The sequence below is a fragment of the Alistipes sp. cv1 genome, assembly GCF_900240235.1.
Taxonomy (GTDB): Bacteria; Bacteroidota; Bacteroidia; order Bacteroidales; family Rikenellaceae; genus Alistipes_A; species Alistipes_A hominis.
On the sequence record NZ_OEPW01000005.1, the window covers coordinates 82,438 to 107,521 of the forward strand.

21 protein-coding genes and 1 tRNA gene are annotated in these 25,084 nt (G+C 48.6%); 15 read left to right on the top strand and 7 right to left on the bottom strand.

Features of this window, described 5'->3' with window-relative positions; genetic code table 11:
- Nucleotides 1–47 precede the first annotated feature (47 nt).
- Complete coding sequence (locus tag C1A08_RS08975) at nucleotides 48–926, top strand: carbohydrate kinase family protein (RefSeq protein WP_101572817.1); 879 nt, start codon at nucleotides 48–50, stop codon at nucleotides 924–926.
- 98 nt (nucleotides 927–1,024) lie between these two features.
- Here the strand turns inward: C1A08_RS08975 and C1A08_RS08980 are convergent, their stop codons facing one another.
- From C1A08_RS08980 to C1A08_RS08990, 3 genes are read right to left on the bottom strand one after another with little or no spacing between them, the layout of a single operon-like run.
- Nucleotides 1,025–2,179 carry a cytochrome d ubiquinol oxidase subunit II gene (locus C1A08_RS08980; RefSeq protein ID WP_055204908.1) on the bottom strand — a complete coding sequence of 385 codons (1,155 nt, stop codon included), beginning with the start codon at nucleotides 2,177–2,179 and terminating at the stop codon, nucleotides 1,025–1,027.
- Between the two features lie 14 nt (nucleotides 2,180–2,193).
- Entirely contained in the window at nucleotides 2,194–3,810 is a 1,617-nt protein-coding gene (locus tag C1A08_RS08985) for a cytochrome ubiquinol oxidase subunit I (protein WP_101572819.1), read from the bottom strand.
- A 4-nt stretch (nucleotides 3,811–3,814) separates the two neighbouring features.
- Nucleotides 3,815–4,036, bottom strand: a complete 222-nt coding sequence (locus tag C1A08_RS08990; RefSeq protein ID WP_055204903.1) for a DUF4492 domain-containing protein — start codon at nucleotides 4,034–4,036, stop codon at nucleotides 3,815–3,817.
- A gap of 90 nt (nucleotides 4,037–4,126) precedes the next feature.
- Between C1A08_RS08990 and C1A08_RS08995 the strand changes: the two genes are divergently transcribed.
- The 14 genes from C1A08_RS08995 (at nucleotide 4,127) to C1A08_RS09060 (ending at nucleotide 21,930) form a co-directional block, all read left to right on the top strand.
- Nucleotides 4,127–4,765, top strand: a complete 639-nt coding sequence (locus tag C1A08_RS08995; protein ID WP_101572821.1) for an HAD family hydrolase — start codon at nucleotides 4,127–4,129, stop codon at nucleotides 4,763–4,765.
- A gap of 5 nt (nucleotides 4,766–4,770) precedes the next feature.
- Nucleotides 4,771–5,652 carry a hypothetical protein gene (locus tag C1A08_RS09000; protein WP_180951556.1) on the top strand — a complete coding sequence of 294 codons (882 nt, stop codon included), beginning with the start codon at nucleotides 4,771–4,773 and terminating at the stop codon, nucleotides 5,650–5,652.
- A gap of 319 nt (nucleotides 5,653–5,971) precedes the next feature.
- On the top strand, nucleotides 5,972–6,844 hold the full coding sequence (locus tag C1A08_RS09005) for a sugar phosphate isomerase/epimerase family protein (protein ID WP_228385788.1): 873 nt from the start codon (nucleotides 5,972–5,974) through the stop codon (nucleotides 6,842–6,844).
- Nucleotides 6,845–6,880: 36 nt separating this feature from the next.
- A complete protein-coding gene (locus tag C1A08_RS09010; RefSeq protein WP_101572825.1) occupies nucleotides 6,881–8,353 on the top strand; it encodes a Gfo/Idh/MocA family protein in 1,473 nt (490 codons plus the stop codon).
- 36 nt (nucleotides 8,354–8,389) lie between these two features.
- The gene (locus C1A08_RS09015; RefSeq protein ID WP_101572827.1) at nucleotides 8,390–9,181 is read left to right on the top strand and encodes a 3-keto-disaccharide hydrolase; all 792 of its coding nucleotides are present in this window, start codon (nucleotides 8,390–8,392) and stop codon (nucleotides 9,179–9,181) included.
- A gap of 270 nt (nucleotides 9,182–9,451) precedes the next feature.
- A complete protein-coding gene (locus C1A08_RS09020; RefSeq protein ID WP_101572829.1) occupies nucleotides 9,452–13,234 on the top strand; it encodes an ATP-binding protein in 3,783 nt (1,260 codons plus the stop codon).
- Nucleotides 13,235–13,365: 131 nt separating this feature from the next.
- Nucleotides 13,366–14,313 carry a cysteine synthase A gene (gene cysK, locus C1A08_RS09025; protein ID WP_101572831.1) on the top strand — a complete coding sequence of 316 codons (948 nt, stop codon included), beginning with the start codon at nucleotides 13,366–13,368 and terminating at the stop codon, nucleotides 14,311–14,313.
- Between the two features lie 911 nt (nucleotides 14,314–15,224).
- On the top strand, nucleotides 15,225–16,502 hold the full coding sequence (locus C1A08_RS09030; RefSeq protein ID WP_101572833.1) for a site-specific integrase: 1,278 nt from the start codon (nucleotides 15,225–15,227) through the stop codon (nucleotides 16,500–16,502).
- A 372-nt stretch (nucleotides 16,503–16,874) separates the two neighbouring features.
- Nucleotides 16,875–17,210, top strand: coding sequence for a helix-turn-helix transcriptional regulator (locus C1A08_RS09035; protein WP_101572836.1), 336 nt, complete (start codon nucleotides 16,875–16,877; stop codon nucleotides 17,208–17,210).
- A gap of 14 nt (nucleotides 17,211–17,224) precedes the next feature.
- Complete coding sequence (locus C1A08_RS09040) at nucleotides 17,225–17,611, top strand: DUF6291 domain-containing protein (protein WP_101572839.1); 387 nt, start codon at nucleotides 17,225–17,227, stop codon at nucleotides 17,609–17,611.
- A gap of 48 nt (nucleotides 17,612–17,659) precedes the next feature.
- Nucleotides 17,660–18,643: a PriCT-2 domain-containing protein gene (locus C1A08_RS09045; protein WP_101572841.1), complete on the top strand. Its 984-nt coding sequence runs from the start codon at nucleotides 17,660–17,662 to the stop codon at nucleotides 18,641–18,643.
- Between the two features lie 493 nt (nucleotides 18,644–19,136).
- The gene (locus C1A08_RS09050; protein WP_101572845.1) at nucleotides 19,137–20,096 is read left to right on the top strand and encodes a PGN_0703 family putative restriction endonuclease; all 960 of its coding nucleotides are present in this window, start codon (nucleotides 19,137–19,139) and stop codon (nucleotides 20,094–20,096) included.
- A 68-nt stretch (nucleotides 20,097–20,164) separates the two neighbouring features.
- The gene (locus tag C1A08_RS09055; RefSeq protein WP_101572848.1) at nucleotides 20,165–21,373 is read left to right on the top strand and encodes a hypothetical protein; all 1,209 of its coding nucleotides are present in this window, start codon (nucleotides 20,165–20,167) and stop codon (nucleotides 21,371–21,373) included.
- A gap of 182 nt (nucleotides 21,374–21,555) precedes the next feature.
- On the top strand, nucleotides 21,556–21,930 hold the full coding sequence (locus tag C1A08_RS09060) for a hypothetical protein (protein ID WP_101572850.1): 375 nt from the start codon (nucleotides 21,556–21,558) through the stop codon (nucleotides 21,928–21,930).
- A 677-nt stretch (nucleotides 21,931–22,607) separates the two neighbouring features.
- On the opposite strand, the gene C1A08_RS09070 is transcribed toward C1A08_RS09060, so the two are convergent.
- The 4 genes from C1A08_RS09070 to C1A08_RS13120 all read right to left on the bottom strand — a co-directional run bounded on the left by C1A08_RS09070 (nucleotide 22,608) and on the right by C1A08_RS13120 (nucleotide 24,905).
- Nucleotides 22,608–22,682: transfer RNA gene (locus tag C1A08_RS09070), tRNA-Pro, on the bottom strand.
- A 199-nt stretch (nucleotides 22,683–22,881) separates the two neighbouring features.
- Nucleotides 22,882–23,283: a DUF1573 domain-containing protein gene (locus C1A08_RS09075; protein ID WP_101572854.1), complete on the bottom strand. Its 402-nt coding sequence runs from the start codon at nucleotides 23,281–23,283 to the stop codon at nucleotides 22,882–22,884.
- On the bottom strand, nucleotides 23,283–24,506 hold the full coding sequence (locus C1A08_RS09080; RefSeq protein WP_180951557.1) for a 6-bladed beta-propeller: 1,224 nt from the start codon (nucleotides 24,504–24,506) through the stop codon (nucleotides 23,283–23,285). Before C1A08_RS09080 ends, C1A08_RS09075 begins: the two co-directional genes overlap by 1 nt.
- Nucleotides 24,507–24,527: 21 nt before the next feature.
- A complete protein-coding gene (locus C1A08_RS13120) occupies nucleotides 24,528–24,905 on the bottom strand; it encodes a hypothetical protein (protein WP_145996553.1) in 378 nt (125 codons plus the stop codon).
- Between the last annotated feature and the right edge of the window lie 179 nt (nucleotides 24,906–25,084).

The following is a 25,084-nucleotide window of genomic DNA, read 5'->3' on the forward strand; positions in this document are numbered from 1 at the left end:
GTCGGCCGACGCTTGCAGTTCCCTCGCGGATTGCTAAATTTGCAGGTATGAAACAGACATTCACCATAGCAGGCGTCGGGGAACTCCTGTGGGACCTGCTGCCTTCGGGCAAGCAACTGGGCGGAGCGACGCTCAACTTCGCATTCCATGCGGCGCAGTTCGGCTGCCGGTCGGCAGTCGTCAGCGCGGTCGGCAACGATCCGTATGGCCTCCAAATTCTCGAAAAGCTCCAGGAAGCTCAGCTCGGCACCGCATACGTACAGCAAAACGACTATCCGACCGGCACCGTCGACGTGCGGCTCGACGCGCGGGGCGTTCCGTCGTACACGATCCACAAGCCGGTAGCCTGGGATTTCATCGCATGGAACGAAGGCCTCGAACGACTGGCTCCGCAGTTGGACGCCGTATGTTTCGGTACGCTCGGGCAACGCGGCGAAACGTCCGCCGCGACGATCCGAAAACTGCTGTCGCATGTGAATAAGCAGTGTCTCAAAGTGTTCGACATCAACCTGCGGCAGGATTTTTACAGCGAAGAGACCGTCCGCGCCTCGCTCGAACAGGCCGACATCCTGAAACTGAACGAGGACGAACTGCCCGTCGTGGCGGGGATGCTGTCGCTGCACGGGGATGCCGACAGCCAACTGGAACAACTCCGACAACGCTACGACCTGCGGTACATCGTCTACACGCTCGGCAGCCGGGGCAGCCGGGTGACGGCCTCGGACGACTTTTCCGTCATGGAAACTGCAAAGGTCGAAGTCGCCGACACGGTCGGCGCAGGCGACTCGTTCACCGCCGCCTTCGTCGCAGGCATCCTGCAGGGCCGGCCGCTACACGAAGCGCACCGTCGGGCGACCGAAACCGCCGCCTTCGTCTGTACTCAGGCAGGCGGCACGCCCGTGCTGCCCGATTCGCTGATATACTGACAAAACGAGATTTCCGACCGGAAATCCGAAAGGGGCCGCATCCGATCCGAATGCGGCCTCTTTCGGGTATCAGCGATCCGGGCCGAACGGCCCGCAAATCAATACAGATGGTCGCCCTCCTCTTGCAGTTCCTGTTCGGAGATGCGTTTACGGCCCATCGCGCGCCATACGTACCAGATGTACCCCGCCACGAACGGGACGAGTATCGACACGATCGCCATCACGTAAAGCGTGAACCGGCTCGAAGAACTGTTGTAGATCGTCAACGAACTCTGCAGGTCGGTGAGCGACGGATAATAGGCCGTATGGTTGTATCCGGCGGTCAGCAGCAGCGCGAGCACCGTCAGTACGGTTCCCGCTCCGGCAGGCCAAATCCCGCAGCGACACCCTCTGAAAATACCGACTCCGATACCCCATAGCACCCCGACCACGCCGGCCAGCAGTGCGACGAGCACCAGCGGCATGGCCAGCAGGTTGTGCAGGTATTTGTACGGCTCGACGGAAATCACGCCGGAGACGGGATCAACCGCTGCGCCTTCCGACAGCAGCAGCAACAGCAGAAACGGCAGGAAGAACAACAGGAAAAGCCCCGCATTCCACTTCAAGTAACGCCGCGATCGCGCAAAAATCGTTTCGTCGTCGATGCTGTTCATAAAATAGAGCAGGCCGAGCACCCGCGACAAGAACAGCACCGCCAAGCCGAGCAGGATGTTGCGCGGATCGGCCAGCGCATCCAACCCGTACCAGGAAGTGGACCAACGCGAAATCGTATTGAAACCTTCCAGATTGCCGAAGTTGGCGCGGTCGACCGTGAACGGAGCGCCGGTGAACAGCGTCGCCACGGCCGTTCCGAGTAGGAAGGCTCCGAGCACGCCGTTAATCAGCAGGAACCAGTTGTAAGTTTTCTCGCCAAGGAAATTGGACGGTTTGCGCCGGAATTCATAGGCTACCGCCTGGATTACGAAAACCAACAGGATCAACATCCACACGTAGAACGCGCCGCCGAAACTCGTGCTGTAAAACAGCGGGAACGATGCGAAGAACGCGCCGCCGAACGTGACCAGCGTCGTGAAAGTCAACTCCCATTTACGTCCCAGCGTGTTGACGATCAGGTTGCGTTCCGTATCGGTACGCCCGATCAGGTAGAGCATCCCTTGGCCGCCCTGCACGAACAGCAGAAACACCAGCAGCGCGCCGAGCAACGAAATGATAAACCACCAGTAGTGTTGCAGAAAAATATATACCGTATCCATAAAATCGCTCTTTTTTATTCCGTCAATTCGTTTTCGGCCGCCGTTTCCGCCGGTTTAGGCCCGATTTTGATCTGCCTGAACATGATCATCAGTTCGGCGATCAACAGCACCGTAAACAGTGCGAGGAAGATAAAGAAGGTCGCCTTGACCGGCCCCGGAGCGATATCCGACACCGACGCGGAAACAGGCAGCAAATCCTGGATCGTCCACGGTTGTCGACCGACCTCCGCGACGATCCATCCGGAAACCGAAGCCAAATAGGCCAGCGGAACCGACCACATCATCACGCGGAACCACCACCGTCTGTCGTACAGTTTCTTCCGGTACACGAAGAAAAGCACCCCGGCGAAAAACAGAATGAAATAGACGCCCAGCATGAACATAACGCGGAACGAATAGAACACCAGCGGCACATTCGGAATCACGTCCGTCTGATTTTTCAGGTATGCGTAACCGAGATATTTCAGTTCCCAGCTACAAAACCTGGCCCCCTCTTCCGTCTGAGGATCGAATCGGGCCTTGTAACGGGCTTTGGCGACCGCATCTCCCCCGGCCATGACCTCCCGATAATCTTCAATGGCCCGCACAGCCTCCCGCCCGGCTTCCATCTTCACGCCGACCGGAGTGATCAACGGATCGAAATTGCCGTATACAAGGTCATTAATGCCCGGGACATAGGCATCCGCATCCCGAAAACTCAGCAGCGACAGCATCTTGGGGATCTCCAGTTTGAAATAAAAAGCGCTTTCGTTGGACATGATCAGCTCCCGGTCGTTCACTTCCGGACGCAATATCCCGAACGCGACCAGTCCGGCTTCTTTCTTACCGTCGTAGAGCGCTTCCATCGCCGCCAGTTTCATCGGTTGCGTCCGGGCCACCTGTACGGCCGATCCGTCGCCGGTCATCGCCAACAATAGAGAAGCGGACAGGCCGAACCACGAAGCGATCGCCATGCTTTTGCGGGCCATCTTCCGCTCGCGTTTTTTCAACAGGAACCAGGCGCTGATACCGATAACCACCGCGGCGGCCACCACATAACCCGAAGTCACCGTATGAAAAAACTTGTTAATCGCCACCGGAGAAAACAGCACATCCCAGAACGAGGTCATCTCCTGGCGGGCCGTTTCGGGGTTGAAGGCCGTTCCGACCGGATACTGCATCCACGCGTTGGCCACCAGAATCCACAACGCCGACAGGTTCGCGCCGATGGCCGTCAGCCAGGTCGCCGTAAGGTGAAAACCTCTGGACACCTTATTCCAGCCGAAAAACATCACGGCGATGAACGTACTTTCCAGAAAAAAGGCCATAATTCCTTCGATTGCCAGCGGCGCTCCGAAAATATCGCCGACGAAATAGGAGTAATTCGACCAGTTCGTCCCGAACTCGAATTCGAGGATCAGTCCGGTGGCCACGCCGATCGCGAAATTGATCCCGAAAATGCGCATCCAAAACTTGACCGTCCGTTTCCAGAACGGATCGCCGGTACGGTAGTAAACGGTCTCCATGATGGCGCAGATGAAACCCAGCCCGAGGGTCAGCGGCACGAACAGCCAATGGTAGATGGCCGTCATCGCAAACTGGGCCCGCGACCAATCCACCACCTCCGCCAACTCATTTGCAGTAAGAATCATAATATCAATGATTTGTATTCAACAATCGTTCCATCATATACTCGCTCCGCTCCCGGTCGGTGTCGAATTTCCCCATCACGTCCGGGAAAAAGAACAGCCGCAGGATCGCGAACATGATAAACAGCTTGACGAGGATCACCGCCCACAATGTCCGCCCCAGGCTGGTCATCTCGCGAAAACCATCCCGGTAGAAACGGAAAATACGAACGAACACGTTGCGGCTCATGACGTCTTTGTCTATACGGTTTACCGAAAGTCAAATATATGAATTATTTCGAAATTTCCTATCTTTGTCCGGTAACAGCGAATAATCCAAATGAAAAAGATAAGAACCATCATATTCGACCTGGGCGGCGTACTGATCAATTACAGCATCGAAGCGACCGTCCGCAAATTCGAACAGATCGGCTGTATGAACGCCGCCGAATTCATCAATCCGTACAAACAGTCCGGCGTGCTGCTGCAACTCGAACGCGGGGAAATCCGCCCCGAAGATTTCCACGACGCGATCATCCGGGAAATCGGACGCCCGGTCGACCCGCAGGCGATCGACGACGCGCTGTGCAGTTTCCTGCTCGACCTGCCGCAGTACAAGCTCGACATGCTGCTCGACCTGCGCCGGCAGGGCTACCGGGTCTTCATGCTCAGCAATACGAACCCGATCATGATGCGCTTCATGATGGAACACCGCTTCAAACAACAGGGGCTGACCATCGACGCCTATTTCGACCGGTTGTTCCTCTCTTACCGGATGAAGCTGGTGAAACCGTATCCGGAGATTTACCGGAAAATGATCGACGAATCGGGTATCCTACCTGCCGAAAGCCTGTTCATCGACGACTCCGAAGCCAACATCCGAACGGCCGCTTCGCTGGGATTCAACACCTACCTGGCCGCACAGCACGAAGACTTCCGAAATCTGTTTTCGCAATACGAACCGTTTACCGAAAAATAAAAGTTATGAAAAAGCGCATTTCCCTTGCGGCGGTTGCCGTAGCGGCTGTCGCCTGCTCGTCCGCAGAAAAAACGCCGACAACGCCCGTTCTCACCGATAAGATCGTATTCTGCGAAGCCACGCTGCCGCTGGACGGCAAACTGCTGGTCGGCAGCTTCGGCTCCGACGAGTTCAATCCGCTGAACACCGAGGGTAAAGGCTATATCCTCGAATTCACCGACACGGTTTCGCGGGTGCTGATTCCGGCCGACGGCACGCTGTCGGCGCCCAAGGGACTGCTCGTAAAAGACGATTACCTGTTCATCGCCGATGTCGGCAAAATGGCGGTCTACAACCTCGCCGCGCCGAACGAGAAGCCGAAAATCGTTCCGTTCCCCGAAGGCGAACTGTTTGTCAACGACATGGCCCTGCACGGGAACACCCTTTACGTGACGGTGACCAACACCGGCAGCATCTACGCGCTGAACGTCGCCCGGCCGTCGCAGCTCGACACCGCGGGACTGAAACCCTACGTGACGGTACCCGGAGCGAACGGGATCGTCATCCGGGGCGACACGATGTATATCGCATCGTATCCGCCGGACGGCGTCACCACGCAGGATAACGTGATCTACCGCATCGACAACATATCCACTCCGGTAGCCACCAAGTTGTTCGACCGTCCGGGACAGTACGACGGCCTCGCGCTGAGCGGCGACGGGAGCCGCCTGTATTTCACCAATTGGGTCGATTCGGAAGTCGGCTATTACGATCTCGGAACGGGAAAGACCGAACTGTTGACTCCGGGCGTCGGAATCGAAGGGCCGGCCCGGCTGTCGACCGACGGCAAAAAACTGTACGTTCCCGATCTTCCGGGCAGTAAAGTAGTCGAGATAGACATCCGTTAACGATCTCCGTACGAAAAACGACGCAGGCATCCGGCATCCGCCGCGAAACGCCTGCGTTTTTTACGTTTGCGCTTTCCGGAACGAATGTTCCGGCCCGCCGGCCCGCAGAACCGTATCCCGCATGTGAAACGGAAATTCCGCCGGCCGGAGAAAAGTCCGTTTTTAAATTTATTAAATTAATGCCGAAATATTTTTTGCATCAAAAACTTTTTTTTATACCTTTACACAACTATATGTATATAGGTTAAAGGCCTGATAGTTTCAACGACCCGACTTAACTTGCTAACTTTAAAACAAAACCTAAATATTTGAAACCATTATGGACAGAAGAGAATTCCTCAAGAAATCAATGTTGCTGACCGCCGGAGCCATGGTCGGCGGTTCCCTGTTTCCCGAAGCGACCCTGTCGGCCGCCCAAAGCGGAAGCGCCGCCGGGAAGAAAAAAACGATCGGGCTCCAGCTCTATTCGATCGGGGGCGATATGGGCAAAGACGCCGCCGGATCGTTGAAAAAAATATCGGACATGGGTTATTCGACCGCCGAAACCGCTTCATACGGAGACGGTAAATTCTACGGCCGCACGCCCGCCGAATTCCGCAAGATGGCCGAAGACGTCGGCATCCGGGTCACCGGAGCGCACCTCGGCCGCGGATACGACGCCGGATGGGAAGACTGGTGGAAGCAGGCTTGCGACGCGCAGGCTGCCGTCGGCGGCAAGTACATCGTACTGCCGGGCATCGATTTCGGGAAGACGGAAGCCGATCTGAAAAGAACCTGCGAATACTTCGACAAGGTGGGAGCCATCGCCAATGCCGCCGGCTTGAAATTCGGCTACCACAATCACGCCCACGAATTCAACAAACAGGACGGATACGTGATCGAGAACTACCTGCTCGAACATACCGATCCCGAGAAAGTGATGTTCGAACTGGACGTTTACTGGGCCAGCAAGGGCGGCGTCAACCCGTCGGCTTACATCCAGAAATACGCAGGGCGTTTCCCGCTGTTGCACATCAAGGACGACAATGTCATCGGAGCCAGCCAGACCATCGACTTCGAAGCGATCTTCAATGCCGCCTACAAACAGGGACTCGAAGCTTACTACGTGGAGATCGAAGCCAACGACATCCCGCCGATGGAGTGCGCCGAAAAGAGCGCCGAATACCTCAGCGCAGCTAAATTCGTTAAATAACCGACATAACCAACCAAACTAAAACCTTTATATCTTATGGCAGAAAAAATATCCCGGAGAGACTTTTTGCGCACGAGCGCAGTCGGCCTGGCCGGACTGACCATCGTTCCGAGTTCCGTTTTCGGTAAAGCGGCCGGACAAACCGCCCCGAGCGACAAACTGAACATCGCGGCCGTCGGTATCGGCGGCATGGGCGCAGCCAACCTGTCGAACATGGAAACGGAGAACATCGTGGCCCTGTGCGACGTGGACTGGCAATATGCGAAAGGAACTTTCGACCGCTATTCGAAAGCCAAACGGTACTGGGATTACCGTAAGATGCTCGACGACATGGGCAAGAGCATCGACGCCGTGCTGGTGGCTACCGCCGACCACACCCACTGTATCGTCGCCGCCGAAGCCATGACCCTCGGCAAGCACGTTTACGTACAGAAACCGCTGACCCATTCGGTTTACGAATCGCGTCTGCTGACCAAACTGGCCAAGAAATACAAAGTAGCTACGCAGATGGGTAATCAGGGCGCGTCGGGAGCCGGCGTACGCCAGGTCTGCGACTGGATCTGGAACGGCGAGATCGGCGAAGTGACCCGCGTGGACACCTTCACCGACCGTCCGATCTGGCCGCAGGGGCTGATGCGCCCGAGCGAAGTGGATCAAATTCCCGAAACGCTGAACTGGGATCTGTTCATCGGACCGGCTCAGATGCGTCCGTACAACAAAATCTATACCCCGTGGAACTGGCGCGGTTGGTGGGACTTCGGCACCGGAGCCCTCGGCGACATGGCCTGCCACATCCTGCACCCGGTATTCAAAGGTCTGCAGTTGGGTTATCCCGACCGCGTACAGGGCAGTTCGACGGCCCTGCTGACCGATTGCGCCCCGAACGCCCAGATGGTGAAATACGTTTTCCCGGCCCGTGCGAAAAAAGAGAAAGTCAACATGCCCGAAGTGGAAGTAACCTGGTACGACGGCGGTCTGACCCCGCCGCGTCCGGCAGGCGTACCGGCAGGCAAATCGCTGAACGACAGCGGCGGCGGCGCTATCTTCTACGGAACGAAAGATACGCTGATCTGCGGTTGCTACGGCGTGAACCCGTGGCTGGTATCCGGCCGCAAACCGGAAGTTCCGAAGATGAACCGCGAAATCACCGCCAGCCACGAACAGGACTGGATCCGCGCTTGCAAAGAGAATCCTCAATCGCGCGTACAGACCTCGTCCGACTTCAGCGAAGCGGGTCCGTTCAACGAAATGGTCGTAATGGGCGTGCTGGCAGTACGTCTGCAGGGTCTGAACCGCGAACTGGAATGGGACGGCGAAAAGATGAAGTTCAAGAACATCGGCGCGAACGAAACGATGCAGATCATGATCGAAGACGGGTTCACGATCCACAACGGGCACCCGACCTTCAACAAACGCTACACCGATCCGTTCAACGCGAAAGAGTTCGCAGAACAGATGATCAAGCACAATTACCGCGACGGCTGGGAACTGCCGGCCATGCCCAAGTAATCAACGAATTATTAATTAATACACGAAGACAAGAAAATGAAACGATTAATGTGTGCTATCAGTTGCATGGCCGTTGCCGCAATGGCAGCTTCCTGCGTATCGAATCCGAATAAGAAAGCCGCGGCCGACAGCACGGCCACAGCCCAGACTGCCGACGTAGAAGAAGGCTTCGTTGCCATCTTCGACGGCAAAACGTTCGACGGATGGCGCGGCTACAACCGTACCGACGTGCCCTCGGCATGGACCATCGAAGACGGCTGCATCAAGATCAACGAGTCGGGCATGGGCGAAGCCGGCGCCAAGGACGGAGGCGATATCATTTTCGCCAACAAGAAGTTCAAGAACTTCGAACTGGCATTCGACTGGAAAGTCGATAAGGGAGCAAACAGCGGCGTTTTCTACCTGGCTCAGGAGATTCCGAACCAACCGATTTACATCTCCGCTCCGGAATACCAGGTGTTGGACAACGAGAACCATCCCGACGCCAAATTAGGCGTCGACGGCAACCGCCAGTCCGCTTCGCTGTACGACATGATCCCTGCGAAACCGCAGAACTCGAAACCGTTCGGCGAATGGAATACGGCCAAAATCCTCGTATATGACGGAACCGTGGCTCACTTCCAGAACGGCACGCAGGTCGTGGAATACCACTTGTGGACCCCGAAATGGAAAGAGATGCTCGACAACAGCAAATTCAGCAAGGACAAATGGCCGGAAGCCTACGAACTGCTGCTGAACTGCGGCGGTGAAAACCACGAAGGATACATCGGTCTGCAGGATCACGGCAACAACGTATGGTTCCGCAACATCCGCGTTAAGGAACTGTAAAATCGTCCGCAACCGGCGAAAATTCCGTCGGACTTCGCATATTCGAAAACCGGAACAGTATAGATTACTGTTCCGGTTTTTTATTCCGGTAATAAACAAACCGTTCCTATTTGCGGAAAATTATCGAAAAAGACACGGACGCCCCCTTTCCGCATTTTTTAAAATGCAAAAAAAATCATTACTTTGCTATATTAAACGATACTTTCTATCCGACTGATATCGCCGACAGACAGGAAGATACCGTTCATTGCTATTTTAACTCGGACGATAATGCGTATAAGAATATATCTGCTGCTGTGTATTGCGTTGTTGACAGGCGATTGCATACACGGCTCCGCTCGCTCGAAAGACGGTATCCTGGTCATCAGCTCCTATTCCCCGCTGAAAGAAAACGGCAACCACGTTATCGCGTCCCTGGTCGGCGCGCTCCGGGAAGAAACCGACAGGAACCTGTTCGTCGAATACATGGATTGTGAAAATTCGCCCGAACTGGCGGAGTGGAAATCATGGATGAACTCGATGTTCAGGGCGCACGACGAAACGCCCGAAGCGGTCGTGATCCTCGGCGGGGAAGCATGGACGACCTATCGGGAATGCGTCCCCGATACCTGGCGCGACGTTCCGGTCGTCCTGGGATTGGTAAAAAGAGGGTACATCGATTACGTAGCCCGGGAGAAAAAGAAAATAACCGATATACGGCAGATCTCCCCCATCGATTCGACGTTCGACGGTTTCCGGGTGACGGGTTATTATTACGCCGATTATTTCAACGAGAACATCGATTTTATCAAACGGTTGCAACCCGAGGTCACCCGCATCGCATTTTGCTATGACGACCGTTACGCGCACGATTTTTTCGAACCGTACCTGTCGCAACTGGTCGCCTCCCACCCGCCGCTCGAACTGGATTACCTGGTCGGCAGCCGGCTGTCGACCCAGGAACTGCTGAAAAGTATCTTCGCGATGGACAGCAGCTACGCGTTGCTGACCGGAGGATGGTACACCGACCGGAACCGTTACCCGCACGCCTATTCGATGCTTCACAACGAACTGACCCGACATTCGACAAAAAACATGTACCAACTGCAGGAGCAGGATCTGACGGAAGCCAACTACATCGGGGGCTACTTCGTTTCCGGCAAAGAACTCGGCCGAGACATCGCCGGACTGACCTACAGCGTACTGACCGAAGGGATCGAAAACAGCCCGGCATTCGGCCCCACCCCGTCGTCGCCCCGGCATCACGTCAATTACAAAACGCTCCTCAAAATGGGGATCGATCCGTCGCGGCTCCCCGCCGACACGGTACTGCACAACACCGACCCCACGCTATTGGAGAGATATCCGGTCGAAGTCGCTCTCGTCTGCTGTCTATTGCTGCTACTGACCGCCAGCGCGATCTTCGCGCTGGTCTACCGCAGAAAACGCGAGCAACAATACAAAAAAAACTCGCAGAAGATGCAGCACCTGCTGGGATCGATGCCCAACATGGTCGTCATCTTCGACCGGGAGATGAACATCGTCGATATCCTCAATCCCGACCGGGTCATCATGCTCGGCAAGACGGTCGACGAACTGAAAGGCAACAACCTATACCGTCTGCAAGAAAACTTTCCGACATTTTCCGAAGCGGCGGACACATTGATTTCCCATGTAACTTCGACGGAAAAAACGAAACAGGCCCGCGATTTCAGTTACGAAGTCACCACGACCCGGAACGAAACGCTGTACATCGAGGCCCGTTCCGTACCGTTCGAAGACCGCAAGGTGCTGCTTTTCGTCCACGATACGACGACACGGGTCGCGGCCGAGAAAAAAGCGGTCATGCTGAAAGATTTCCTGCAGTCGATCATCCACAGCCTTCCGGTCGGCGTATTCGTAAAGGACGCCAACGACCAATTCCGCTACCTGTTCTACAACAAAAAAGCGAACGACTTCTACAAAGAGGAGAAGGAGGTCAAGCTGGGTAAGAACGATTACGAACTAGACAGCCCGGTAGCCCGGCAATACCGCGAAGAGGACGAAAAAGCGCTGGAAAGCGAAACGCCGCTGGTGTTCGACCGGGTCATGTACGATAAAGAGACGAAATCCTACTGGTTCGGCGTCGCAACCAAATCGAGGCTGATCCGCGACGACGGTTCGCGGTATATCATCACGACCATCGCGGATATGACCGACCTGCATAAAAAGGAGACCGAACTGGACAACATCCGCAACGAACTCTCGATCGCCCTTGATGCGGGATCGCTGTCCGCATGGATTTACGATGTGGAGGAGGCGAAATTCATGTCGCTGTACAGCAACACGCTTTCCGACGGTTCGCCCAATCCGGACGTCATTCAACACATGGCGCATCCGGAAAGCCGCGCCGACCTCGACCAATTCATGGAAGCCCTGCTTTCGGGCAGGGAGCCGAAGCGCCGGGGCGTATTCCGTTTCATGCGCAACGGACAGTACGGATGGTACGAAACGTACGCCATCGCCCAGAAATCACCCCGTACGGGACGCGTCGTGCGGATCGTCGGAACCGAACGGAACATCAGCGACGAAATCGAGCAGCAACAGAAAAAAGAGGAGTACCGGCTCCAATTGGAGCTGGCATTCGACGCCGCGGGCATTACGCCGTGGTCTTACGACGTCGAGAACGACGAATTTACCTCTCCGAGCGATAAATCGGTACTGTACGGACACCGGTATTCGTTGCAGGAAGCCGTGCAGGTGCTGATGCCCGACGACCGCAGGGCCTCTTTCCTCGAAGCGATCGGGCACCTGATCGACGGCACGACGCAGGCGATCGACGCCGTTTTCCTGTTCAAGCAGGCCTCCGGAAAGCAAGAGTGGTCTCAGATCGCCGCCAAAGCCTTCAAACGCGATTCGAACGGACGGGCCCGGAAAATCGTCGGAACCCGGAAGTACATCACCGAATCGTTCGAAGCGGAAAAAAAGTTGAAAGCCTACAACTTCAAATCGGATCTGGCGATCAAATCGAGCGGCATCGTCCAGTGGGATTACGACGTTCAGACCGGCATCATCTCTTCGCCGAACCAAAATGCATTCCTGCGCGACGGCCTGCCGATCGGAACTTATCTGAAACTGATCCATCCGGAAGATGCGAACCGCTTCAAAGAAGCCCTGCAAGGTATGATCGAGCGGGGAGACGAAACGATTCACCACCAAATCAGAATCAATATCCAACAGGAAGGCGGATATCGTTGGGCGGATATTCACGGCGTAGCTTTCGAACGCGACCCGAACGGACGGATCACCAAGATAACCGGGCTGCGGCGCGATATCACCGACCTGAAAAACATGACGCACGAGTTGATCGTTCTGCGCGACAGGGCCGAGGAAGCGAACCGTCTCAAAACGGCGTTCCTCGCCAACATGAGTCACGAGATACGCACTCCGCTGAACGCGATCGTCGGTTTTTCGAACCTGATCGCCCAAACGCGGAATCCCGAAGAGATCGCCGAATTCTGCAAAATTATCGAAACGAACAACGAACTGTTGCTGCAATTGATCAACGATATCCTCGACCTGTCGAAAATCGAAGCCGGACAGCTCGAGTTCGTCTACTCGGACATCGACATGAACGAACTGTTCCGGAACCTGGAGCAAATTTACCTTTTCCGACTCAAAGGAACGGTGCAATTGATCTGCAACCTGCCCGAACGAACGTTCGTCACCCATTCGGAAAGGAACCGGCTCACGCAGGTCGTGTCGAACTTCCTGAGCAACGCCTGTAAGTTCACGACGGAAGGATCGATCACGATGGGATACGAATGCTCCGACGGTCTCATCCGTTGTTTCGTCACGGATACGGGCAAGGGCATCGCCCCGGAAAATCTTCCTCACGTATTCGAACGGTTCGCCAAGTTCGACGCTTTCATTCAGGGAACGGGATTGGGGCTTTCTATCTGTAAAACGATCATCGACAAACTGGGAGGCGAAATCGGCGTCGAATCCGAGGAGGGAAAAGGGACGACTTTCTGGTTTACGATTCCGCCCCGGCCGCCCGAAGGCGGAGACCCGGAAACGATCGCGGATCTCTGACCGGTCAAAAATACGAACCCCGGCCGATTTTTCCGGCGGAACCGATTTATGGTATGAAAATAGCAGTTTTGCGACTGTAATGTTTCGGCGGCCCGGCCGCCCAACGAATAAACGACATAAAAAACAATACGATGGAAAAAATTGCCAAACGACTGACCGATCTGATCGGCAACACTCCGCTGCTCGAACTGAACCAATACGGCAGCAAACACGACCTTCCCGCCCGGATCATTGCAAAACTCGAATATTTCAATCCGGCCGGCAGCGTGAAAGACCGCATAGCGTTGGCCATGATCGACGACGCAGAGAAAAAAGGCCTGCTCAAACCGGGCAGCGTCATCATCGAGCCGACCAGCGGCAACACCGGAGTCGGCCTGGCGCTCGTCTCCGCCGTTCGCAAATACCGGTTGATCCTGACGATGCCCGACACGATGAGCGTCGAACGCAGAAACCTGCTGAAAGCCCTTGGCGCGGAGATCGTCCTGACGCCGGGGGCCGAAGGCATGAAAGGAGCCATCGCAAAAGCCGAAGCGCTGAAAGCGGAGCATCCGGGGGCGATCATCCTGCAACAATTCGAAAACCCGGCCAATCCGGCTGTCCACGTCGCCACGACCGGCGAAGAGATCTGGCGCGACACGGACGGAAAGGTAGACCTGTTCGTCGCCGGAGTCGGAACGGGCGGAACCGTCAGCGGTGTCGGGAAAGCGTTGAAGAAGCACAATCCGGCCGTCCGGATCGTGGCGGTCGAACCGCAGGACTCACCGGTACTCTCCGGCGGAAAGCCCGGCCCGCACAAAATACAGGGCATCGGGGCCGGATTCGTCCCCAAAATTTACGATGCTGGCGTAGTGGATGAAATAATCCCCGTAAGCAACGACGATGCGATCCGCACCAGCCGCGAGCTGGCCGCCGAAGAAGGACTGCTCGTCGGCATATCGGCCGGAGCGGCGGCGGCGGCGGCGACGCAACTCGCTCTGCGGCCCGAAAACAAAGGGAAAAACATCGTCGTCCTGCTGCCGGACACCGGCGAACGCTACCTGTCGACCCTACTCTACGCATTCGACGAATATCCGCTGTAAAACACGGCTGACGCCGGCTCTGGCCAGGAGTTCGAAAAAAGATTCCGCCGCCTTTCCGGAACGCCTTAAAATTGATGTAACAGCCTAATAAATAGGGCTGTTACATTTTTTATAATAGGACGAGGTAACGAAAAAGCAACGGTTCTATTTTCCGTGTTTTGCTTTTGGATTCACACTATCAAACAACTGATAATAAGGCAATAAAACACTTCGAGAACAGCAAATTCTGGAGCTCTTCTATTCAGTTCAGACCTTAATCATATTTTTCTCCAATGCTTCCGGCTTTAGTAGCTTGCTGTGCAGTACCGATTTACAAACGACGAACAGTCTCTATGAAAAGTGTAGTTTATCATAAAACAGGTGAAAATTCCGCATCCGTCCAGTCATCTCCTCTCGGAGCGAAATAAACCTTCCATTATGTATTAAGTATCTACGATGATTTTTTGTTCGTTTTCATTTGTATTTGTTTTACGCAATAGCGTCAGTAAAACGTCAGTAATAAAAAAATAAGAATAAAAAAACAGGTTAGAAACCTAATCTAACCTGTTGATTTTTAACTTGTCGGGGTGAAAGGATTCGAACCTTCGACCACACGCCCCCCAGAGGTATTTTCTGATTATTCCTTTAATTTGACTTCTTTATATTAAGCAGGTATTTTATTGATAATCAATGACAAGATTGTTATTGTATTTGCTTTATTTTTCTTACTTGTGTTCCAAATGTGTTCCACTAAAATATCATTGTAAATTTATCGGATTAAAATTATTTCTTTTTTTGCAAAATGGTTATTGCTTGACAATCAATATATTGAGCGCAGACACATCAATAAAGGCCCTTAACCTTAAATTTCTCAATCGTATTATAAGAGTATGTAAAGATTTACAGCTTCGTTACATACAGCAGTTAAGGCCATGATAAGTTTTATAAAAAGGAATGATGTTACCAACGCTCAGGGATTGAGTGCCATTCGTTTACGGGTGTGTAAAGATAGGCAGCGCAAATATTTTACGTTGAAAATATTTGCAGATGACCAATATTGGGATGCCGATAACGAATGCTTCGTAATCCTCAAAAATGTACGGGACAAGAAACAGAAGGAAGAAAACGAACAACGCAAGCAATATAATTACATACTCAGCAATTATAGGGTACGGGCACAGGAAATCATAGATCGTTTTAATAGGGAGCATATCGATTGGACTTTGAATCAGTTCGCAGATGCGTTTCTTCATAAGTCGAAGCAAGGTAAAGTGAGAATTTACATGGAGAATTATATCGAGATTCTGCGTGAGACGGGACATATCGGTAATGCGAATTGTTATGCGGCCACTTTAAATATGCTGGGGCACTATGACAACAAATTTGACAAAAGAGTGTTTTCTGAAATCGATATAAAATTCGTAAACGGGTTTGATGTATTTCTGCAAAAAAGAGGATGTAAAGGGAATACAAGAAAGTATTATTTCAAAGCTCTTAGAAGTATCTTGAATAAGGCCATCCAAGAAAAAGAAGCTACAGAGAAAACCTATCCTTTCGGTAAAGGTGGTTTTCAAATAGCGAAATTGGATGAAGAAACGGAGAAACGCTACCTTTCCGTAGCTTCTTTGAATAAGATAAAAAATACAGTATCGCTCAAACCTCAACGGGAGTATGCCCGTAAATTGTTTCTGCTATCTTATTACTGTTACGGAATGTCGTTTATTGATATGGCCTATTTAACGCGAAAAAACATCGTGCATTTTGACGGTGGGGAATATATCGTGTATAAACGTCATAAGATTCAGCATCAGAAAAGGGCGAAGCCGATAAAAATAAAAATGACGGAAGAAATCGGGGATTTATTAAACAGCCTCAAAGAGATTAACCCAACAATAGACGATTTTATAATCCCGATTGTTACGATCAGTGGCTATACAGGAGAAAAATTATATAATCACATTCGGTATCGGTATAAAAAATACAATGACTATTTGGCCGAATTATCCGAAGAACTGAAAATAACCGATATAAAATTAACTACCTACGTTAGTCGGCATACGATGGCTATGATGTTACAGCGTAACGACGTGGCAAGGGAACACATTTCCCAGATATTGGGCCATACGGATATGAAAACGACTAATACTTATTTAGATAGTTTTGATACGAGTGTGATAGATGAAGCCGCCAAAGTTTTATATGATATTTGATTTAGGATATGTTTCGACGCTCCTATTTCGCTCAATAACAAGCAATAAAGATAAAAAAATAGACTTTGTTATAAAAAATTGTATTAGAAAAATATTATTTATAATTTTGTAATGAGGCTCAGGCGAAGAGCAGAATTAACATAATTAATTGATAATTCCTCTTCAAAAACCCTCCGACGAGGCGAACACTAAAATGTGTGGCGTTTCTTGCATTACAAAAAGTGTGTGGAGCAGTCTGTCTTAGCCGGGCACACAAAGATTATCTTTCAATACCCTGATTTATAGTCAAATCAGGACTATTCTTTTTTTTAGTATTAACTTGCTTTTTAGAACAGAGATTTCGTGTTCTATTATAGCGCATTCAGAATTATTATGAACGATAATCATGTCATTCATAATGAGGCTCTGGTAATACACTTAACGGTTGGTCAGATAAAGACCATCATTGAAAGCGTAATCCAAGAAGCGTCATTATTATCCAGAAACGTCCAATCTGAAATTCTCTCTATTGAAGAAGTATCAGAAATAACAGGTTACAAGAAAGCTACTATCTACAAACTTATTCACGAGCGGAAAATTCCTTTCCATAAGCCTGCTCATGGTGGTCGAAAAGTATTTTTTAAAAAAGTAGAAATTGACCAATGGTTGCAATTTAACAGTATTGGAATTTATGGAGAATTTTCCGATGCAAGAAATGAAAAAATTTAAAAGAAAAAACAAGCATGAAAACACAAAAAAATATTAATTCGGAAATTAATGTAAGGGGTAGTTTTGTTTTTTATCGCTCATATTATGAAGCCATAAACATGTTAAGTAAAAAAAATCGATTGTTAGCGTATGAAGCAATTGCCAAATATGCCCTTAACCAAGAGGTCGAGGGAAATTTACCTCCACAGGTGTTAATCGTATTGAAAATAGCTATGCCTAATATCGATGCGAATATTCGAAACTACAATAGGAGGGTCAAAAATAACAATAAAAAGAGCGTATGCACTTTTGATGAGGAATCAGAAGAAAAAGTACCCTTACCAAAAAGGGAAAGCATACGGATAGAAAACGATACCCTTGCAGACGACGACAACATTGAATCTGAATTAGATTCAATTTAGGTTAGTTTTAGAATCAAAAAATAATGTAAGTAATTTAAAACAAGCATTATGAGTAGCATAAAAAACATCCCTAATGATAATTCAAAAAAAGAAGAAAAAGAGAAAAAAATTTTTAATGTAAATAAGAATGGGAGCGACAGAATCTTTAACCCCTTTGAGGAACCAATGGTATCTTTATTCGAAAATATTTTTAGTACTGAACCTATTCGGGAAGTGTCACTGCATAAGTTTTTACATACGAGCAAATTTAAAGCAGAGGTCGAAAAGTATAGGACATGTACTGACGACAAATTAAGAAAAAAGATTAAAGGACGACTTATATGCGTTACGCCAAGTGGTTCATTTTGTCAAAGGCGAGAAAGCGGCCTTATTCGTCACACCGGATTGTTATGTGTCGATATCGATTTTAAAGACAATTTAGACATTGATTTGCAGAGATCTAAACATATAATAGGGCAACATTGTCCGAGTCTGTATTATGCCGGATTGTCCCTTAGCGGGAAGGGGATATTTTTAATTTTCAGAATATCAAACCCAAAATTTCACAAACAACATTTTGAAGCACTTGCTCTATTCCTAAAAAACAAGTTTGGGTTACAAGTGGATAACAATGTAAAAAGTCCCGTAAGTTTGCGAGTCGTGAGCTATGATCCAAACCCTTATTACAATCCAAATCCTATTCCGTTTCAGTACACAATGGAAACAGATAAAAAATCAGGACATGTAATCAGGACAACTGCCGAAAAAGCAAAAATTCTTGAACGAGTAGAACAAGCTGTGGCGATTATTAAGGAAAAGCGAATTGATATTACTAATCAGTATGCGAATTGGTTCAAAATAGGGTGTGCATTGGCTTACGAGTTTGGAGAAGAAGGCAGATATTGGTTTCACGTAATCAGTCGTATGTATGAACGATACGACGAGGGTGATTGCGATATACAATATCAACGATGTGTAAAATATAAAAAAGAGGATGGAGCTAAAATTGGAACCTTCTTTTATATATGCAGGCACTATGGAATAAAAGTATGATTTTTGGGAGAAAAACTTTTATCAGATTAAAATATCTCTAATATGCTAATAATCAAAGTATAGAATCCTTTTGTGTAGGTAATTTTAGAGGAGGAAATGTAAAAACAGACCTTACATTTCCTCTTTTTTAATTTTCATTTTCGTATTATATAGTACAGCCCAGAACAAAGAAGGCGATATTCTGTTATTCGAATGTTATTTTGAAGCAAACTTTAGTATCTTTACCGAACCACTGAGGTGGTACGTAATAGTGAAAGTGTTTCGCTTTTATCCTGTACCGGAAATCTGACAGTTTCAAAGAAACAGGGATAAGCAATAACATTCGTCACTTGGATAGCTATATGTGTAAAAAACATATACTAAACAAGTGTGGAGTATTGTTTATTTGTTTCTGGGCTTTGTCAGAGCCTCCGGTACGATAAACGAACGACTCCACACTTTTCTTTTTTAATCTTGTCATTTAGGGAGTCGGATGGCAACAACTTTTATAACGATGACCGGATTGGAATTTATTAAGTCGAAGCAACAGAATTGGGCGAAACGACAGGGTTTCGAATTAGTAGGGGGTACGATTCCCGACAGGGGAGAGAAAAATTATCTTTACGATTTAACGGATAATCTATTTGAGCCGCTATCCGATGAAAATCTAATTTACTACGATTCGGGAGACGGAAACGAAACGAGGGACAGTAAAACCCGATTGGCAAAAATGAAAGCATTGCATTCGTCCTCCGCACTCGTAGTCAATATGTTTCAATATTGGCAGGGGAAAGAAAATACCCCGCTTCTATACGCTTGCGGGTTATCGTCCAAAAAATCCTCCGAATCCTCTTGTGTAATTGAGAATATCAGTTCCGATACTCCAAAAGTACTTCCTATTACCGGACGTACTTTCGAGCCCAAAATCAAGTTTGAAGAGCAGTTTGAGATCAGTGACGATAAGTCCCGATTTCCTCATTCCCCGAATATCGATGTTGTTATCGAAACCGGATTGTCTGATATTGCTATCGAATCTAAGTTTACAGAGCCGTATAACGGCAGAAAGCATGAAGGGCTTAAGCAAAAATATGTCGAGGATGTTTCTTTCTGGAATGAATTACCGAATTTGTACGAATTGGCAAAAGAGATATCGCCCGATAACAACAGATTTCAGTATCTGGATGCGGCACAATTAATTAAGCACATATTGGGACTGAAAAAGAGGTGTGAAAAACAGAATTTGCATTTGAAACGCAAAATTTGTGGATTCCGTCTCCTGTATTTGTGGTATGATGTAATCGGAGAGGACGGCGTGAAACACCGAAATGAGATCGAACAATTTGCAGAGATTGCCCAAAAGGATAATATAAACTTTAGTCACACTACCTATCAAGAAGCAATCACAAAACTATCCAAAGAGTATTATGTGGGAAATGAAAAATACTGCAATTATTTAACGAACAGGTATTTATAGTAAAACAACTAACAGGAAATAGGATGATGCCTAAAATATATTTAGTCCTTTTACTATTATGCAGTAGCATGACAGTAAGTGCTTTATCAGCACAGAATGTGCATAAGGACACGGTTCCATTACCCCCAAAAGCAAAATTTGAAACCATTCGGTATAAAAAATCCAATTATGAAATTATTGGGAATGTGTACAAAAAACATTTTGTAGAGGGACATAAATTGACTTTTATGAGAATTGAACCTTCCGATACTATTATGAGTGGCACATATTTTATCAAGGATGGATATTCGTGTATAGAAGGTACTGTAAATGGAGAGGCGAAAGGGGTGTTTAGGGTCAGTAACGATATTGGAAAGAGACACTTAAGTACTGATAAGAGAAATACAGGGAAGCTATATGTTGAAATAGTGGATATTACAGCACTTGTGTATAAATATGCTAAAAAATATCCGCTTATCTTACTTAAGTCATTATCCGCAGACGATTATCAATTAAGAATAAAATTTAAAGATAAAATTTTGTCACTGACAGTCAGTCCTGATATTATTGCCAAATATGGATTTTATGCGTTCGATGATATGATTAAAAACTCCGAGAATGTAAAATTGACTTATCCTAAAGGGGATGTTTATACTGGTGTCGTCGAAAAAAATGATGACACAGGAACTTGGGGGGATATCTATTTTGATGATCGAATTCGAGTCCCTTGTAAAGGAACGACTGTATTTGCAGATGGAACGGTTGTCAATGGAGATTGGCTGAAACCTTTCACTTTTAGTAAAAAAGAGTGGGAACAAATTTATGCAAATAGTAACACTTTGACAGAGATTCGGGATAACGCACGTCAAAAACAGCATGAATTAGATATGCTGGAACGAAAAAGGATTGAAGCAAAGAGAATTGCAGAACAGAAAAGACAAGAAGAACTAAGAGTTGAAGAACAGAAAAAACAAGCAAAATTAAGAGCCGAAAGGGTGCGTACGCAGAGGTGTATTGCGAAATATGGAACATATTGGGGTAATCTGATTAATAACAGGGAATTTACTGTTGGTATGACCAAAGAAATGGTCAGGGAAATCTTAGGGTCGGAGGAAGGTTTTTATGTAAAAAGTGTTTCGACCTCATGGGGAGTACAGGTCGAGACATGGAGATTTAGCTACGATTCGAGCGTGGGTGCCCTGATAATAGGACTTGCAGACTTATACGGCAGGAGTATATCGCAATATTATCCCACTTTGGTATTTACAAATGAAAAACTAACCGGTATTTACAGATGAAATACTGTACATATTGCGGCAAAGAGCTCGGGTGGCGGGTACATAAGTGCCCCCATTGCGGGCATTTGGTAGCTACGGATACGATTCGTACTGATGTGCCGACCGTTCGACGGAATCGACCGTATGAACCACATTCAGATCGGAAAAGTCGGTCGAATCGTTCTAAATCGGTACTTTACGGTGTGCTGTGGGTGGTTGTTGCTTTCATGGGTATTTTATTATTGGGGTATGCGATAGGATCGATCGGAAACGTAATAAACAGCGATACGGAGGCGGGGTATACTATTGATGTTTTCCGTTCTGATAAAGATCAGGTTAACGAAATGGCAAAACCAACATTGCAAGAAATTCTCAATGAAGAGTTTCCTGCTGCCGGAATAGAGGTTTTAGAGACCAGTGTCGTAAAAAAAGATCGTTCGAGTAATGAATATGATGGGATCGCACTTATTCGGATCAATGGGGATGAGATATACATCGGGTTTAACGTGATTTTTGACGGAGAGGATGCTATTATATCCGTTCCCCCTGAAGAGGTACTGCGATTACGATTTCTTTGATTTTTAATATTGTTAAAATTATGGGAGTCGATTATAAATACTGTCCGTATTGCGGGCAGGAAACATATGAACAGGGTGCCCGATATTGTCCCTCTTGTGGTAAAGCATATCCGAATGTGAATATATCCCCGGATAATCGGAATGAGAATAGTTATTCTAATGAGGTAATGTCGGAACGCCCGTTGAAATTGTTAAAATTCAACTGGGGTGCGTTTTGCTTTTCATGGTTATGGGCTGTTTTCAATGGAATGCCGTGGATGATACTGTGTATATTATTCGGTGCAATTATGGTGTCATTAGAAGATACGGTGCATTCGGATATTCGAATATGGTTTATCCTTGTGAGGGTTATTTGTGTGCTTACACTATCTGTTATTTTCGGTATCTTCGGTAACCGGTGGGCATGGAAATATAAAAAGTGGAAAAGCGTACAGCATTTTGAATTTGTCCAGAGCCGTTGGAAACAGTGGGGTTTTTTCTATGTGGGAATTCTGTTTTTATTACGGTATTGGAATGTTATTTGAATGATCACAAATATCAGTATATACTTTTACCTACCCCTGTGCGATAAGGATGCAATAAATATCATCCCGTTTTATATTTTGTATGTGTTCCAAAAGTGTTCCACTAAAAATAAATCAGCCACTTATTTTTCATTAAGTGGCTGATTTTCAATGTCGGGGTGACTGGATTCGAACCAGCGACAACACGCCCCCCAGACGTGTACTCTAACCGGGCTGAGCTACACCCCGTAGCCGTAAAAGCAGTGCAAATGTAGCATAAAAAAGTCATTCTGCAAAACTTTTACACGTCATTTTCCACGGCAGGCGTTTTCAAACGTTCCACAAATAGATTAAAAGTCATTTCCCCCTTATCCGAGATCTCCACGGCTTCACTTCCCGACGCCGAACCGACCGGCCGTAGCGTAAATACGATATAGAAACGATGCTTTTATTTGTTCTGTCCGAATCCTTTTACCGATATCCTGACAGGCAGATCGTACCCCTCCGCAATCAAATCGGCCTCCTGCTCGAAGTGCCCCGGAACGACCGGGTGTACGCGCAAACGCACCGAAGCCGTATCGCCGGGAGCCAGCGGACGGGGACGCAGACTCACTACCGACAGGCAGCCGCAGGTCGTTTCGATCCGGTCGATCTGCAAAGGCTCCGTACCGGCGTTTCTGTAAACCACGTTAAACACGGTATCCCGGCTGATCGGGAACTTCCCCAAGTCGATCAACGTATCGGTTTCGATCTCCGGAGACGCGGACGCCGCACCGTTCCCGCATCCCGGCCAGCCCAGACACACCCCGGCAAGCCCCAAAAGAGAACATGCGATTTTCACCGTTTTCATCAGATACTGTCCAAAGGATAATAAACGATAACCGGATTGTCGTTCTCTTCGGTCGAATCAACGATCTCGCGGATCCGGGGATCGGAATAAATCGGGTCGTCGTCCATCTTCGCCCGGTCGATCCCCGCAATCTCGTAAGCGGGGATGCAACTTACCAACGCATTCTCGGTAGCCGTGCAAAAAGTTTTCCGCCCGGGATAAAACAGACTGCTCCCCCACGTCCCCGCCGGGGAGTAATGAATGGCCCGGCGGGTCTTCAGATCCCAAATCAGGTAATTGACGGCATGGAATGTAATCTCTTTCAATTCGTTATTCAAATAATACGTTCCTGTTCCTCGATAGATGTGATATTCCGCACAACCGAACTTCTCGGTCAACCAGACCCGTTCGATTCCGCTGGAATAACCTTTTTTTTGAGCCTTACTGACCACTTCCGGATAATAATCATAGGGACCGCCATCGTCAATCGCCTTTTGAGGGAACGCTTGTTTACCGGTCTGTATTACATACAAAGGGTCTACGCGTCCGTCGTGCCACGTGTATAATGTATCGTTCAGGACGGAAGTCATCAAGAACATACCGTTGTTTTTAGCCATCGACGGTTGCGCTACTCCGCATGACGTCGCACCTGTCACCCGATAAGGCAACGCATAATCCCGAAACGCGTAATTACCCGCCTTAAATACCCCGTATTCATTAGGATAATCCTGAGCATTCGTGAATAGTACGACCAGGTTCTGATCGTCGGCCAGAGACATATCCTTGATAAAATCCATCTCCTCGGCATAACCGACCTTTTCGAGCAATTTTCCATCGAAGCCGTAACGGAAAATCTTTTTACGCAAAATATCGTATACGCCTATAAACTCGCCTTGACCGTCGACATAGAAAGCCCCCATACTCAACTGTTCTTGGGGACCTCTGCCGATCTGCCCGATCCGATTTCTGAATGCGCCGGTCGAATCGAAAACCAAAGTACGTTTGTCATCCTGAACGACAATAAAGTTTTTATGGACGGCAACCTTTTGGATTTGACCGATCAGACAATCGTCCGAGGTCTCTAATTTCACAAATCTCCACCTATCGGGAAGACTGTCTTTCAAAAACGGATTTTTTACCGGGCAATCTTTCGTACGGAAGACCGTCACCCCGGAAAGAACCCGATCGTTCGGTTGACTACATCCTACTGCTAATAATATTAAAACCAATACGGCATACTTCACAATAACAATCTCTTTTACTGTTTAGATTCTCTTGATCTTTCCAATATGCGTTTTTAAACAGCAATTATTTCTAAACGCATTACAACTCCCTACGAGAATATTGTAAGTACTGCCGCCTCCAACCGTTCCGGATACAGGAATTTCCACACCTCCGACCGTAATACAAACCTTACCATCAATACCCGTATGTTCCGTTACTTCGTATGGACCATCAAACCCTTCCACGGCATCACGCACGTATGTAAAAATATCACAATCATCCACCCCTTCATCTCCACTCAACGCTTCGACATTGGCAAGCAGCAGATCCGAAGAAGCGGAATTGCCCTGAAAATAAACGGTCGCAGAAAAAGCGACAACGCCGGCAGCCATAACGGCAAAGAGTAAATTCTTTTTCATTTTTGTAAAATTTAAGATTATTGAATAAGGTAAAATATCGTATTTATACTATCAAATATAGCATCGAAATATTTCTTGAACAATATTTTGTCAACAAAAATCGCATAAAAGGCTTTTTCTATCAAGAAAAAAGCCTTTTATGCGATTTACACTCAGTCTCTTCGACGGAATATTTTTAA

Coding starts and splice junctions, on each gene's coding strand:
- C1A08_RS08975 (WP_101572817.1), top strand. CDS start 48: ATGAAACAGACATTCACCATAGCAGGCGTCGGGGAACTCCTGTGGGAC.
- C1A08_RS09050 (WP_101572845.1), top strand. CDS start 19,137: ATGACCGGATTGGAATTTATTAAGTCGAAGCAACAGAATTGGGCGAAA.
- C1A08_RS09045 (WP_101572841.1), top strand. CDS start 17,660: ATGAGTAGCATAAAAAACATCCCTAATGATAATTCAAAAAAAGAAGAA.
- C1A08_RS08980 (WP_055204908.1), bottom strand. CDS start 2,179: ATGGATACGGTATATATTTTTCTGCAACACTACTGGTGGTTTATCATT.
- C1A08_RS09000 (WP_180951556.1), top strand. CDS start 4,771: ATGAAAAAGCGCATTTCCCTTGCGGCGGTTGCCGTAGCGGCTGTCGCC.
- C1A08_RS09015 (WP_101572827.1), top strand. CDS start 8,390: ATGAAACGATTAATGTGTGCTATCAGTTGCATGGCCGTTGCCGCAATG.
- C1A08_RS09010 (WP_101572825.1), top strand. CDS start 6,881: ATGGCAGAAAAAATATCCCGGAGAGACTTTTTGCGCACGAGCGCAGTC.
- C1A08_RS09075 (WP_101572854.1), bottom strand. CDS start 23,283: ATGAAAACGGTGAAAATCGCATGTTCTCTTTTGGGGCTTGCCGGGGTG.
- cysK (WP_101572831.1), top strand. CDS start 13,366: ATGGAAAAAATTGCCAAACGACTGACCGATCTGATCGGCAACACTCCG.
- C1A08_RS09020 (WP_101572829.1), top strand. CDS start 9,452: ATGCGTATAAGAATATATCTGCTGCTGTGTATTGCGTTGTTGACAGGC.
- C1A08_RS09040 (WP_101572839.1), top strand. CDS start 17,225: ATGAAAACACAAAAAAATATTAATTCGGAAATTAATGTAAGGGGTAGT.
- C1A08_RS09005 (WP_228385788.1), top strand. CDS start 5,972: ATGGACAGAAGAGAATTCCTCAAGAAATCAATGTTGCTGACCGCCGGA.
- C1A08_RS09035 (WP_101572836.1), top strand. CDS start 16,875: ATGAACGATAATCATGTCATTCATAATGAGGCTCTGGTAATACACTTA.
- C1A08_RS09055 (WP_101572848.1), top strand. CDS start 20,165: ATGACAGTAAGTGCTTTATCAGCACAGAATGTGCATAAGGACACGGTT.
- C1A08_RS08990 (WP_055204903.1), bottom strand. CDS start 4,036: ATGAGCCGCAACGTGTTCGTTCGTATTTTCCGTTTCTACCGGGATGGT.
- C1A08_RS13120 (WP_145996553.1), bottom strand. CDS start 24,905: ATGAAAAAGAATTTACTCTTTGCCGTTATGGCTGCCGGCGTTGTCGCT.
- C1A08_RS09030 (WP_101572833.1), top strand. CDS start 15,225: ATGATAAGTTTTATAAAAAGGAATGATGTTACCAACGCTCAGGGATTG.
- C1A08_RS08985 (WP_101572819.1), bottom strand. CDS start 3,810: ATGATTCTTACTGCAAATGAGTTGGCGGAGGTGGTGGATTGGTCGCGG.
- C1A08_RS08995 (WP_101572821.1), top strand. CDS start 4,127: ATGAAAAAGATAAGAACCATCATATTCGACCTGGGCGGCGTACTGATC.